Source organism: Acidovorax sacchari, from assembly GCF_042847045.1.
Classification (GTDB): Bacteria; Pseudomonadota; Gammaproteobacteria; order Burkholderiales; family Burkholderiaceae_C; genus Paracidovorax; species Paracidovorax sacchari.
Window position 1 is genome coordinate 2,573,481 of sequence record NZ_AP035783.1, and the last position, 12,674, is coordinate 2,586,154.

The 12,674-nt window shown below is 70.7% G+C and carries 9 protein-coding genes; 5 read left to right on the forward strand and 4 right to left on the reverse strand.

Annotation, left to right across the window (positions count from 1 at the left end):
* Nucleotides 1-30 precede the first annotated feature (30 nt).
* Both ACGHC0_RS11690 and ACGHC0_RS11695 read right to left on the reverse strand, forming a co-directional pair.
* The gene (locus tag ACGHC0_RS11690) at nucleotides 31-1,824 is read right to left on the reverse strand and encodes an ATP-binding protein (RefSeq protein ID WP_368355363.1); all 1,794 of its coding nucleotides are present in this window, start codon (nucleotides 1,822-1,824) and stop codon (nucleotides 31-33) included.
* A 41-nt stretch (nucleotides 1,825-1,865) separates the two neighbouring features.
* On the reverse strand, nucleotides 1,866-2,894 hold the full coding sequence (locus ACGHC0_RS11695; RefSeq protein ID WP_415268282.1) for a metal-dependent hydrolase: 1,029 nt from the start codon (nucleotides 2,892-2,894) through the stop codon (nucleotides 1,866-1,868).
* A gap of 249 nt (nucleotides 2,895-3,143) precedes the next feature.
* Between ACGHC0_RS11695 and egtD the strand changes: the two genes are divergently transcribed.
* A complete protein-coding gene (gene egtD, locus ACGHC0_RS11700) occupies nucleotides 3,144-4,082 on the forward strand; it encodes an L-histidine N(alpha)-methyltransferase (protein WP_415268283.1) in 939 nt (312 codons plus the stop codon).
* Nucleotides 4,083-4,100: 18 nt separating this feature from the next.
* Nucleotides 4,101-5,507: an ergothioneine biosynthesis protein EgtB gene (gene egtB / locus ACGHC0_RS11705; RefSeq protein ID WP_368355366.1), complete on the forward strand. Its 1,407-nt coding sequence runs from the start codon at nucleotides 4,101-4,103 to the stop codon at nucleotides 5,505-5,507.
* Between the two features lie 16 nt (nucleotides 5,508-5,523).
* On the opposite strand, the gene ACGHC0_RS11710 is transcribed toward egtB, so the two are convergent.
* The gene (locus ACGHC0_RS11710; protein WP_415268284.1) at nucleotides 5,524-6,810 is read right to left on the reverse strand and encodes an O-acetylhomoserine aminocarboxypropyltransferase/cysteine synthase family protein; all 1,287 of its coding nucleotides are present in this window, start codon (nucleotides 6,808-6,810) and stop codon (nucleotides 5,524-5,526) included.
* A 487-nt stretch (nucleotides 6,811-7,297) separates the two neighbouring features.
* A complete protein-coding gene (locus tag ACGHC0_RS11715; protein ID WP_415268285.1) occupies nucleotides 7,298-9,307 on the reverse strand; it encodes a peptidase U32 family protein in 2,010 nt (669 codons plus the stop codon).
* Nucleotides 9,308-9,522: 215 nt separating this feature from the next.
* On the opposite strand from ACGHC0_RS11715, the gene ACGHC0_RS11720 reads away from it, so the two are divergent.
* The 3 genes from ACGHC0_RS11720 (at nucleotide 9,523) to tadA (ending at nucleotide 12,594) form a co-directional block, all read left to right on the forward strand.
* Nucleotides 9,523-10,683, forward strand: coding sequence for a branched-chain amino acid ABC transporter substrate-binding protein (locus ACGHC0_RS11720; RefSeq protein ID WP_415268286.1), 1,161 nt, complete (start codon nucleotides 9,523-9,525; stop codon nucleotides 10,681-10,683).
* A 158-nt stretch (nucleotides 10,684-10,841) separates the two neighbouring features.
* Nucleotides 10,842-11,087, forward strand: coding sequence for a hypothetical protein (locus tag ACGHC0_RS11725; RefSeq protein ID WP_288492769.1), 246 nt, complete (start codon nucleotides 10,842-10,844; stop codon nucleotides 11,085-11,087).
* 52 nt (nucleotides 11,088-11,139) lie between these two features.
* Nucleotides 11,140-12,594 carry a tRNA adenosine(34) deaminase TadA gene (tadA, locus tag ACGHC0_RS11730; RefSeq protein ID WP_415268287.1) on the forward strand — a complete coding sequence of 485 codons (1,455 nt, stop codon included), beginning with the start codon at nucleotides 11,140-11,142 and terminating at the stop codon, nucleotides 12,592-12,594.
* Nucleotides 12,595-12,674 lie beyond the last annotated feature (80 nt).

A 12,674-nucleotide genomic window follows, 5' to 3' on the forward strand; every position in this document is an offset into this window, starting at 1 on the left:
GATGCCGCTGCGCAGGCGGCGGGCGAAGCGTCAGGCCGTGGGCGGGGGGGCCGGCACCGGCGCCGGCATGGGCAGCTCCAGCGTGAAGCAGGCGCCCTGGCCGGTTTCGGAGGCTACGGTGAGCCGGCCGCCCATGAGCTCGGCGAGCCCGCGCGAAAGCGCCAGGCCCAGGCCCGTGCCGCCGTGCTGGGTGCTCACCTCGGCACTGCCCTGGCTGAATTTCTCGAAGATGACCTCGTGCAGGTCGGCGGGAATGCCGGGGCCCGTATCGATGACCCGGAAGCGCAGGGCGGGGCCGTCGGCGGTGTCCACCTCCAGCCGCACGCCCCCGCTCCGGGTGAACTTGAGCGCATTGCTCAGCAGGTTGTTGAGGATCTGCTTGAGCCGCAGGCCGTCGCACCGCAGCATGTGGGGTACGCCGGGGGCGATGTGCTTTTCCAGCGTGAGCCCTTTCTGCGCGGCGGAGATGGCGAAAAGGTCCACGGTGGTGCCGACGAGTTCGCGCACGGCATGGTCCCCGGACACGATGGGCATGGCGCCGGCCTGCACTTTCGCAAGATCCAGGATCTCGGACAGCAGGGTGTTGAGGTGCTCCGCTGCGCTGCGGATCAGGCCTGCGGCTTCGCGGTAGGACGGCTGCTCCAGCCGCTGTTCCATGAGTTCCGCAAAGCCGTGGATGCTGGTGAGGGGCGTGCGCAGTTCGTGAGAAATGGCCGTCAGGAACTCGCTCTTCGCGCGGTTGGCGGAGCGGGCCTGGGCTTCGCTCGCCGCCAGTGCCACGTTCTTCTGCTCGAGCTGGCGCAGCCCCCGCAAAAAGCCCGCGCACAGGGCGACCAGCGCCGCGGAAAAAAGCCCGGCGAACACCATGGTGAAGTTCCGCATGGTCCGCCATTCCGCCAGGGCTTCATCGTCCGCGGTGGACACCAGGACCGTCAGCGGATACCCGGGCACGCGATGGAAGGCGGTGATGCGGCTCAGTCCGTCGATGTGGCTGACCCGCTGGTACGTACCCTGCATGCGGGTGGCGTCCTTGAGGGGATGGTCGGGCGGGAAGTCGATGACCTGGTCGATGTTGCCCGCCTGGGTGCCTATCACCCGGGCCAGCATGCCGAAGTCCGCCCCCATCAGCACGACCGCTCCCTGGGCGCCGATGTCCACGCCGCCATACACCTTGTCGAAATAGTTCGGATTGAGCGAGGCGACCACCACGCCGTGCAGGTAGCCGTTGCTGCCGATGATGGGCCGGCTCAGCTGCATGGTCCGGCGGCCCGAGACCCGGCCCGTGACGGGCTTGCCGATGAAGAGGCCCGATGCGGACATCTGCGTCCGTGCGCGGGGCACTTGCGAGGGCTCGAGGTGCACCCGGATGTGCTCGCGCTCGCTCAGGTCGGTATCCTGGTTGCGTGCGCCGGAAGGATCGAGGTTGCTGCCCACGAACCTGCCGTCGGGGCCCACGATGGACAGTTGGGTAAGGATGTCCGGCGCCAGGCCGGTCTCGTTGGCGAACAGGGCGTAGTCCTGCTCGGTGAACTCTCCGCTGCGCACTTCCGCCACCACGCGCAGCGTGGCCTGGTCGGCTGCCGCCAGGACCCGCAGCGTCTGCTCTTCCAGCACGCGGGCCAGGTTGGCATTCTGCCGTTGCTGGGACTGCACGGCATCCTGCCATTTGGTCTGCAGCGAGATGGCGACGAGCGCCCAGGTGGCCGTGAGCGCCAGGAGCAGGGTGCCGATCACCAGGGCGCGCAGCCGCCGCCCGCCCTGGGCCGTGTGCGCAGGCACTGCCGGCAGGTGCTCGGAGACCCGGGGGGATGACGGTTCGGACATGAGGGCCTAGCTTGCCACGTTCTGGTGCGTCGCGGAGCGCATCAGGGCTGGGTGGCGGTGCCGAAAATGCCGTCTCCGCCACCCTGGCCGAGGATCCGGCGCCCCAGGGCCGGCAGGGCGGTGGCTGCATCGGGGCGCTGCCATGCCTGGGCCACGGCGGCGCGGCCGGCCGCGAGATCCGCGGGCGTGCCCAGATCGAAGTGGAAGGTGTAGTCGGGCTCCTGGCCCATGCGCAGGTCCGTGACCTGGACGTGCCCGGCGTGCTCGCGCATGCGGTAGAAGCCATGGCTGAAGGCGGCCACGCGCTGCACGGGCGGCTGGGCCGCGAACTGCGCGATCAGTGCTTCGCCGCGGTCATGCACGTTGAAGTGGATGGGCCGGCCGCGGTCGGCAAGCGCGTAGAAGCCTTCCGCATACTGCCCGGGCGCCATCGCCACCACCCGCCAGGCGAGGGTGTTGAACGGCGTGGGCGTCACGAGCACCTGGTCCGCCGGCCAGCCGATGGCTGCGAGCGATGCCCGAGCGACCCCCGTGACATGCTGCTGTACCCCGAAGCCCCAGGCCAGGTAGGCGGAGCTCAGCCACAGCCCGGCCGTGTTCCAGCGCAGGCCGCGCGGGCCTGCAAGCGCCAGCGCCGAGACCACCCCGACGATCAGCGGCACGGTATAGAGCGGATCGATGATGAAGATGCTGCCGACCCCGTAGGGCTGGTCGGTGAACGGGCGCAGCAGTTGCGTGCCGTACACCGTCATCCAGTCGAGCAGCGGATGGGTGGCGAGCGCGAGCCAGAGGGCCAGCCACCAGCGCTTCCACTGGAAGCTCTCGCGATGGATGCGTGCTGCCAGCGCGCCCAGCAGCGGCGCGAGCAGCGAAAGGTAGAGCAGGGCGTGGCTGTCGGCACGGTGCAGGACCATGTTGGCGATCGGGTCGCCATGGTCGATCAGCGCGTCCAGATCGGGCAGCGTGCCCGCCACGGCCCCCCACAGCGCGGCCTTCCAGGCGGCCGTGCGGCGGCCCATGGCGGCCAGGGAAACGGCGGAGCCGAGGGCGATCTGGGTCAGGGAGTCCATGCGGTGGCGGCGTGCGTCGTGCGGGTCGGGATGTCCGTGCGGGCGGCGGGGCCGGGCTTGGCGCCGCAGCGGCCGAATTCTAGGGCGAACGATGCGCAGGCGTCCTACATGCCCGGCGGAAGCTCTCTGCAATGCTGGGCACCGGCCATCGCGCCCCAGCGCCGCAGCCGCCGCCCGGCATGGCCTGCGAATTCCGCCGGCTGCCCTGCCGCACCGGCGGCCCTTTCCCCTTCAGGAAAAGAGATCCCGATGAACGCCCATGCCCTCCAGCGGTCCGAACCCGCCCATTCCGACATCATCCCCGGGCTGCTTCGGCAGCCGGCCTGCATTTCGCCGAAGTACTTCTACGACGGGCGTGGATCGGAACTCTTCGAGGAGATCACCCGGCTGCCGGAGTACTACCCCACCCGAACCGAGCAGGCCGTGATGGCGCGGCACGGCGACGACATCGCACAGGCGGTGGGCGCGGTCGAGACGGTGATCGAGCTGGGCGCCGGCAGTTGCGAGAAGGTGCAGCCGCTGTGCCGCCTGCTGCGGCCGCAGCGTTTCGTGGGGGTGGATATTTCCGCGGATTTCCTGCGCGGCGCGGTGGCGCGGCTGCAGGAAGCGCTGCCCTGGCTGCGGGCGGAGGCCGTGGCGGGCGACCTCACGCGGCCCGTGGTGCTGCCCCAGGACATTCCGCGCGCGCGCCGGCTGGTGTTCTATCCGGGCTCCTCCATCGGCAACTTCGATCCGCCCCAGGCACTGGCGCTGCTCTCGCGCATGCGTGGCCTGGTGGACCGCGACGGCGGCGTGCTCATCGGATTCGACCTGCCCAAGGACGTGGCGGTGCTCGAGGCGGCGTACGACGACGCGGCCGGCGTGACGGCCGCATTCAACCGCAATGCGCTCGAGCACGTGAACCGGCTCATCGGCAGCGACTTCGTGGCGCAGGACTGGGAGCACCGCGCCTTCTTCGACCGCCGGCTGTCGCGCATCGAGATGCACCTGGAGACGCCCCGCGGCGCCCACGTGCGCTGGCCCGGTGGCGGACGCGTCTTCGCGCCCGGCGAGCGCATCCATACCGAGAACAGCTACAAGTACACGCTGCCGGCCTTCCAGGCCCTGCTGGCGCGGGCAGGCTTCTCCCGTGCGCGGGTCTGGACCGACGAGCGCGGATGGTTCGCCGTGGCCTATGTGCGGCCCTGACCCCCGGAGACCCCTGCCATGACCCCTCCCCTGAGCCTGGTGCGCCGGATGGCGCCGGGCGGTACGCCCGCCGTGGCGGCAGCACTGCAGGACCGTTATGCCGAAGTGCGCCGGGCCTCGCTGGCGCTGGCCTTGCCGCTGTCCGACGAAGACTGCTGCGCGCAGTCCATGCCCGACGCGAGTCCCGTCAAATGGCACCTGGCGCACACCACGTGGTTCTTCGAGACTTTCGTGCTCGAGCCGCGCGAGCCCGGCTTCGCCCCGTTCCATCCGGCGTTCCGCGTGCTGTTCAATTCCTATTACAACGGCGTCGGTGACAAACACCCCAGGCCGCAGCGCGGGCTGCTCACGCGCCCGGCGATGGCGCAGGTGCTGGAATACCGGCAGGATATCGACACCCGCATGGGACGGATCCTGGCCGGGCTGCAGGAGCAGCCGGATCCGGCACTGCAGGCCCTGGTGGAGCTCGGGCTGCAGCACGAGCAGCAGCACCAGGAACTGATCCTCACCGACGTGAAGCACCTGCTGTCGTGCAGCCCGCTCTGGCCCGCCTACCGGCTGCAGAGCGCGGGCGGGGCTCCGGCGGGGCCGCACGAGCGGCACCTCGAACCTGCCGAGGCGCCGGCCTTGCGCTGGCGGCGGTTTTCCGGTGGCGTCGCGGAGATCGGCCACGACGCTCGCGCCGAGGGCGCCGGTTTCGCCTTCGACAACGAATCGCCCCGGCACCGTGTGTACCTGCAGCCCTATGCGCTGGCCTGCAGGCCGGTCAGCACCGGCGAGTACCTGGCTTTCGTCGAGGCCGGCGGCTACCGTGATGCCTCGCTCTGGCTGGCCGAGGGCTGGGACTGGGTCCAGGCCATGAAGCTCCAGCACCCCCTTTACTGGCGCCGGGGTGCGATGGAAAGCGGCGAGGGCGCGGACTGGCACGAGTTCACGCTCGCCGGCCCGCGGCCGCTCCGGCCATCGGCTCCCGTGGTGCACCTGTCCTATTACGAAGCGGACGCGTACGCGCGCTGGGCCGGCGCCCGCCTGCCCACCGAGGCCGAGTGGGAGGCTGCTGCGGCGGCTTCGCCGGGCATGCAGGCCGCGCCGGGGCATTTCGCCGACAGCGGCGTGCTGCACCCCCGCGCGGCATCGGGCGCGGCCCGGCCGGAGCCGGACGGGCAGCCGCCGCTGGAGCAATTGTTCGGCGACGTCTGGGAATGGACGCAGTCCAGCTACGCGGCCTATCCGGGCTTTCGCGTGGCGGACGGTGCCGTGGGTGAATACAACGGCAAGTTCATGGTGAACCAGTACGTGCTGCGGGGAGGGTCCTGCGCGACGCCCCCGGGCCATGTCCGCGCCAGTTACCGGAATTTCTTTCCGGCCACCGCGCGATGGCAGTTCTCGGGCCTGCGGCTCGCGCGGGACCTGGAGAGCGCCTGACCCGCGTGGCATCGCGTCACACGGCGTCCAGCGCCTGGGCGAGGTCGGCCGTGAGGTCGTCGATGTGCTCGATGCCCACCGACAGGCGCACCATGCCCTCTGCCACGCCGGCTTGCTGCAACTCTTCCGGCCCCAACTGGCGGTGGGTGGTGGAGGCCGGGTGCGTGGCCAGCGAGCGGGCGTCGCCGATGTTCACGAGCCGCGTGAAGAGCTGCAGGGCATCGAGGAAGTGCGCACCGGCCGCCCGGGGATCCTCGCCCGGTGCGGACCGCAGTTCGAACGAGAGGATGCCGGAGGCCCTGCCGCCGAGCAGGCGCTGCGTGATCGCATGGTCGGGGTGGCCGGGCAGGGCGGCGTACCGCACCTGCGCCACCTTGGGGTGCTGCTGCAGGTAGTGCGCGACGGCCAGCGTGTTGTCGCAGATGCGGTCCATGCGCAGGGCCAGGGTCTCGATGCCCTGCAGGATCAGGAAGGCGTTGTGCGGGGAGAGCGTGGCACCGGTGTTGCGCAACGGGACGACGCGTGCGCGGCCGATGAAGGCCGCCTCGCCCAGGGCTTCGGTGTACACCACGCCGTGGTAGCTGGGGTCGGGGGTGTTGAGGCTGGCGAAGCGCTCCTTGTGCTGCGCCCAGGGGAACTTGCCACTGTCCACGATGGCGCCGCCGATGCTGTTGCCGTGGCCGCCCAGGTACTTGGTGAGCGAGTGGACGACGATGTCCGCGCCGTGCTCGATGGGACGCAGGAGGTAGGGGCTGGGCACGGTGTTGTCCACGATCAGCGGTACGCCGTGGTCATGGGCCACCTGCGCCAGCGCGGCGATGTCGGTCACGTTGCCCAGCGGGTTGCCGATGGATTCGACGAACACGGCCTTGGTGCGGCCATCGATGTGCCGCGCGAAGCTGGCCGGGTCGCGCGGGTCCGCGAAGTGGGTGGCGATGCCCTGGCGCGGCAGCGTGTGCGCGAAAAGGTTGTAGGTGCCGCCATAGAGCGTGCTGGCCGAGACGATGTTGTCGCCGGCCTCGGCGATGGTCTGGATCGCGTAGGTGATGGCCGCCATGCCCGAGGCCAGGGCCAGCGCGGCGATGCCGCCTTCGAGCGCCGCGACGCGCTTTTCGAGCACGTCGTTGGTGGGGTTCATGATGCGGGTGTAGATGTTGCCCGGCACCTTCAGGTCGAACAGGTCCGCGCCGTGCTGGGCGCTGTCGAAGGCGTAGGCTGCCGTCTGGTAGATGGGCACCGCCACGGCGCGGGTGGTGGGGTCGGGTGCCTGTCCGGCGTGGACGGCGAGGGTCTCGATCTTCATGCTGTGCTGTCTCCTCGGAAGCAGTGGGCGGCGCCGGCATCGCCCGGCGCGTGCGGGCCATTGTGTCGGGTCGCACCGCCACGCGGAACGAACCGATCGCTATGTGCTTATGCCCTCCGTGCTTCCATTGTCCAGCCCGGCGGTGGACCGGTCGGGACGGGCACGCCGGTTGCCCTGTGGGTGGAATGGAGGGCACTCCGCCCTCTGTTGACTGAAGGAGCACGACATGGCCATTCTTTTCCCCCCGGACCCACCGGCTGTGGGCAGCCCTGGCAACCCAGGCAAGAGCGATCACGCCCGGGCGCCCGAGGCGCTTCCCGACGGGCCGAACGTGGCGCCGAGCGCGCATGAGCATGAGGCTGCCCAGGGGTGCCTGCCGGAGAAGGGCGGGGCCGAAGCTGAACGCGGGCCGGCGAAGGGCTCCGCTGCAGGGTGATCCGGCGGACCTGGCACGCGCGGCGTGCGCCGCGCCGCGCCGCGCTGCGCTTCAGTGCGGCGCGCCGGGCACGGGCCGCGTGCGGTAGAACTGCATCGGCACCGCCTGGGCCTCGCGCGCCTGCTGGTTCTGCACCGACTTCTTGATCCGTCCGACCACGTGCATCTCACAGGGCTTGCAGTCGAAGCGCAGCGTGAGCTTTTCCTTGCCGTTGATCAGGTGCAGGGGCTCGGCCTTGATGGTGCCCTTGACCCCGATCACGCCCTTGGCTTGCTTGGGGCACAGGCTCATGGAAAAGCGCACGCAGTGCTTGGTGATCATCAGGCTCACCTCGCCATCCTCTTCCTGACTTTCGTAGGCGGCGTCGATCACCTTCACGCCGTGCTTCATGTAGAAGTCGTGCGCCTTCTGGTTGAACACGTTGGCCAGGTAGGTGAGGGTGTCCTCGGGGAAGGGCGCCGGCGGCTCCACGGGTTGCGCGCGGGGCAGGCGCTGCAGGCCTTCGGTGCGCGCCGCCTCCAGGGCGGCCACGGCATCGCGGCGCAGCGGATTCAGCACGGAGGCAGGCACGAACCACGGCTGCCGCATCGCGATGGCGATGTCGTGCGCGTGGAAGATGGTGGCGCCGAAGCGGCCGATCTGCTCGCGCAGGGCACCTTCCGCGCGCGCCGCATCGGTGGCCGGCTCGTGCGCATGCGCCACCTCGGCAGTGCCGGTGAAGCCGTCCTCGTCGGTCAGCGTGAGTGCGAAGCCGGCGTCGGTGTCCGTGAAATGCGCCCACAGGCCGATGCGCCGCTCGCTGGATTTCTTCTCGAGCGTGCGCACCCAGTCCATGTCCCGGTTGCGGTTGATTTCCGTGCCGCGGCGCAGGTCCCTGAAACCCTCCATCGGATCCTTGGGGAACACGCGCCAGTGGTTGCGTGACTTGCCGGGCGCCGCCTCGGCGCGGTTGATCGCCACGCCCACGAGTTCCTTCTGCAGGTCCCAGTAGCACAGGCCATCGCCGTTGTGCAGCACCGTGTCGGGCGCATGGGTTTCCAGCTCGACCCAGTTCGGGCCCACCTGCGTGACCCAGCCGATCGCCTGGCCGGGGTTCTTGGGCGTGTCGAAGGCGCCGATGTCTTCCTTGCGGCCGTTCACGAAATAGTCGGTGAACTCGCGGTTGAAGTTCTGGTTCGGATCGGGCGTGAAGGTGAAGCGCGTCTGGCCGCTGGAGGAGCGGGCCAGGGGCGCGGCGGAGGTCTCGCGCTCCTCGATGATCTCGTCGAGCAGCCGGCGGTAGTGGGCCGTGACGTTCTTCACGTAGGCCATGTCCTTGTAGCGCCCTTCGATCTTGAAGCTGCGCACTCCCGCGTCGATGAGGGGACGCAGGTTGGCCGACTGGTTGTTGTCCTTCATCGAGAGCACGTGCTTGTCGTGCGCGATGAAGCGGCCGGCGTCGTCCGTCACCTGGTAGGGCAGGCGGCAGGCCTGGCTGCAGTCTCCGCGGTTGGCGCTGCGGCCGGTGTGCGCGTGGCTGATGTAGCACTGGCCGCTGTAGGCCACGCAGAGTGCGCCGTGGATGAAGAACTCGATCGTGCAGCGCTCCGGATCGGTCGCCGCGCGGATGGCCGCGATCTCCTGCACCGTGAGCTCGCGCGCCAGCACGATCTGCGACAGCCCCGCGTCCTGCAGGAAGCGCGCCTTCTCGGGCGTGCGGATGTCCGTCTGGGTGCTCGCGTGCAGCTGGATGGGGGGCAGGTCGATTTCCAGCAGGCCCATGTCCTGGATGATGAGCGCGTCGGCGCCGGCCTCGTACACCTGCCAGGCCATGCGGCGGGCGCCTTCCAGTTCGTCGTCGCGCAGGATGGTATTGAGCGTGACGAAGATGCGGCTGTGGAAGCGGTGCGCATGGCGGATGAGCCGCTCCAGGTCGCGCAGTTCGTTGCCCGCGCTCGCCCGCGCGCCGAAGGCCGGGCCTCCGATATAGACGGCGTCCGCGCCATGGTTGACCGCCTCGATGCCGATGTCGGCGTCGCGGGCGGGTGAGAGCAGTTCGAGCTGGTGGGGCAGGAGGGACATGGGGCGCGATTATCCCAGGAGGCCGGCCCCGGGGGGGCCGGGGCAGCCCCTCCCTCCAGGGGCGGGCATCCGGGCCGGTGCCGTCCCCGTCACCCGGTGCACCGATTTGGCGCCGCTTCGCTCCGAAATGGTGCGACTGCCGGTACGATAGCCCCGGCGCCGCCCCGCGCGGGGCCTTTTTTCGCCATTCCCGAGACTGTCAGGAGACCTTCGAAGTGCCTTCCGTTTTCCGCTTCCTCCCCTCGCTGCCCCGTGCCGCGGCCGCTGCCGCCGTGCTGTCCGCCTTCGCCGCCGCGCCCGCGGGCGCGCAGGATGTGCAGACCGTCAAGATCGGCCATGCCGGCCCCGTCTCCGGCGGCATCGCGCACATCGGCAAGGACACCGAAAACGGCGTGCGCATGGCGGTGGACGACCTCAACGCGCAGAACCTCGTCATCGGCGGCAGGAAGATCCGCTTCGAGATCGCCGCGGAAGACGATGCCGGCGACCCGCGCCAGGCCACTGCCATCGCGCAGAAGTTCTGCGACCTGAAGGTGGCGGGCGTGGTCGGCCACCTGCAGTCGGGCACCTCCATCCCGGCGTCCTCGCTCTACGACAAGTGCGGCCTGCCGAACATCACGGCCGCCGCCACCAATCCCGACCTGACCAAGCCGGGCTACAAGACCACGTTCCGCCTGATCGCCAACGACAGCGCCCTGGGCGCCGCCCTGGCGATCTACGCGGCCGACCACCTCAAGCTCAAGACCGTCGCCGTCATCGACGACCGCACGGCCTACGGCCAGGGCGTGGCCCAGGTGTTCAAGGCCACGGCGCTGCAGAAGGGCCTGAAGGTGGTGGCCGAGGAGTTCACCAACGACAAGGCCACCGACTTCATGGCGATCCTGACTTCCATCAAGCCGAAAAAGCCCGATGCGATCTTCTACGGCGGCCTCGATGCCCAGGCCGGCCCGATGCTGCGACAGATGGAGCAGCTGGGCATGGGCGACGTCAAGTTCTTCGGCGGCGACGCGCTCTGCACGGAGAAGCTGCCCGACCTGTCCGCCAAGTCGGCGGCACTCAGGAACGTGACCTGCGCCACGGGCGGCGCGTCCGTCGCCAGGATGCAGGGCGGCGCGGAGTGGAAGAAGCGCTACGACGCCAAGTTCCCGGGCCAGTTCCAGATCTACAGCCCCTACGCCTACGATGCCACCATGGTGCTGGTGGACGCCATGAAGCGCGCCGACTCGGTGGATCCCAAGGTCTATACCCCCTTCATCGCCAAGACCCAGTACAAGGGCGTGACCGCCAACGTGTCCTTCACGCCCAAGGGCGAGCTGACGGCACCCGCCGTGACGCTCTACCACTACCCGGCCAACGCGCGCGTCGCGCTGAACTGAGCCGAGGCTGCCTGCGCCCGGCGCGCCGCGGCATTGCCGCCGGCGGCGCCGGTTCCGATACAGTGGCGTGCCGCGCCCGGGTCTCCGGGCGCGGCACTTCTGTTTTGGTGAGGGCGGCCATGCCGCCTGTGCAGCGGTGATGAACGAGGAGCGACGGTATGCGCATGGCATTGGGACTGGTGGGCCTGCTGGTGGCCCTGGCCGTGGTGGCCCTGCTGGTGAAGCAGCAGGTGGCTGGCACGCGCGTGGCGGTGCCGGTGGTGCCGGGCGCGCAGGCACCGGCCTCCGGCGCGTCGGCACCCACGGTGCAGATGCAAAGCCGGCAGGTGCAGGAGCAGGTGCGCCAGCAGGTGGAGTCGCTCATGCAGCAGCCGCGGCCCATGCCGGACGACGAGGCGAAGTGAAGACATCCCTGCGCACCGGGTGCGGCCTGTCGCCGGCCTCCACCGGATTTCCATGGGCCCGCTAGCAGGCCCGGGCGTCGCTCCCGGCGGTGCGGACCGGCAGGCCGACGAAGCCTGGATGCGGATCGCACTGCAGGAGGCGGCGGAGGCCGCCGCGCGGGGCGAGATTCCCGTGGGCGCGGTGGTGGTGCGCGATGGCGAACTGCTCGCGCGGGGGAGCAATGCACCCATCGCCGGCCATGATCCCACGGCGCACGCGGAGATCGTGGCGCTGCGGGCCGCGGCCGGGCGCCTGGGCAACTACCGGCTCGACGGCTGCACGCTGTATGTGACGCTCGAACCCTGCGCCATGTGCAGCGGCGCCATGCTGCACGCCCGGCTGGACCGGGTGGTGTACGGCGCCCCCGACGCCAAGACCGGCGCGGCGGGCTCGGTGGTGGACCTGTTCGCGCAGCCGGCACTGAACCACCACACGCGCATCGAGGGCGGCGTGCTGGCACAGGAATGCGGCGCGCTGCTGAGCGGCTTTTTCCAGTCGCGGCGCGAGGCCCGGCGTGCCCATGCGCGCGCCGCCCATCCCCTGCGGGACGACGCGCTGCGCACGCCGGATGCGCGCTTCGCCGGCCTGCCGGACTGGCCCTGGGCCCCGCACTACCTCAGCGACCTGCCGGCCCTCGCAGGGTTGCGCATGCACTACCTGGACGAGGGGCCGCGCGATGCGCCCCGCACCTGGCTGTGCCTGCACGGCACCGGCAACTGGAGCTACCTGTTCCGCCACATGCTGCCGGTCTGGCTGGCTGCCGGCGACCGCGTGGTGGCGCCCGACCTGATCGGGTTCGGCCGCAGCGACAAGCCCAAGAAGGAAGCGGCGCACACGCTGCCCTGGCACCACCGCACGCTGGCCGAACTGGTGGAGCGGCTGGACCTGCGCCGCACCGTGCTGGTCGTCCAGGGGGAGGGCGGCCTGCCGGGCATGGCGCTGCCGGCCGCACCACCCGAGGCCCTGCCGGATGCCGCCGGCCGGTTCACCGGGCTGCTGGCGATCAATGCCTGGCTCCCGCCCGGCGACGGCGTATCGCTGCCGCCGGGCCTGGCCGCCTGGCGAAAAACGCTGGCCGCACGGCAGGCGGCGGTGCTGCGCCCCGGCGCCGCGCCGGGCCTGGATCCCGTGGCCGCTGCGGCCTGCGAAGCGCCTTTTCCCGATGCGGGCTACCGTGCCGCCCTGCGCGCGGGCCTCCACTGGCTGCCCGCCGCGCCGGATGCCGGACCGGCCGCCATCGTGCGCGCCGGCCGCGCCTTCTGGTCGGCGCCCGGGCGCCGCAGCGCGCTCGCGGTGGGTGCGCGCGACGCGGCCTGGGGTGCTGCGGCCCTGGTGGACGCGCGCGCGGTGCCGCCGTGGCCCGCGGGCGGAGGGGAACCCTGGGTCTGGCCCGATGCCGGCCACCTGCTGCCGGAGCGCCACGGCGCGGAACTGGCGCGCCGCGCTGTGGAATACTTCCACACATGAGCGGCGCACCGCAGACGCCGCCGGCACGACCCTATCCGCCCCCCTTCATCCTGCCTTTGCCGGAGCGGGCCTGACGGCCC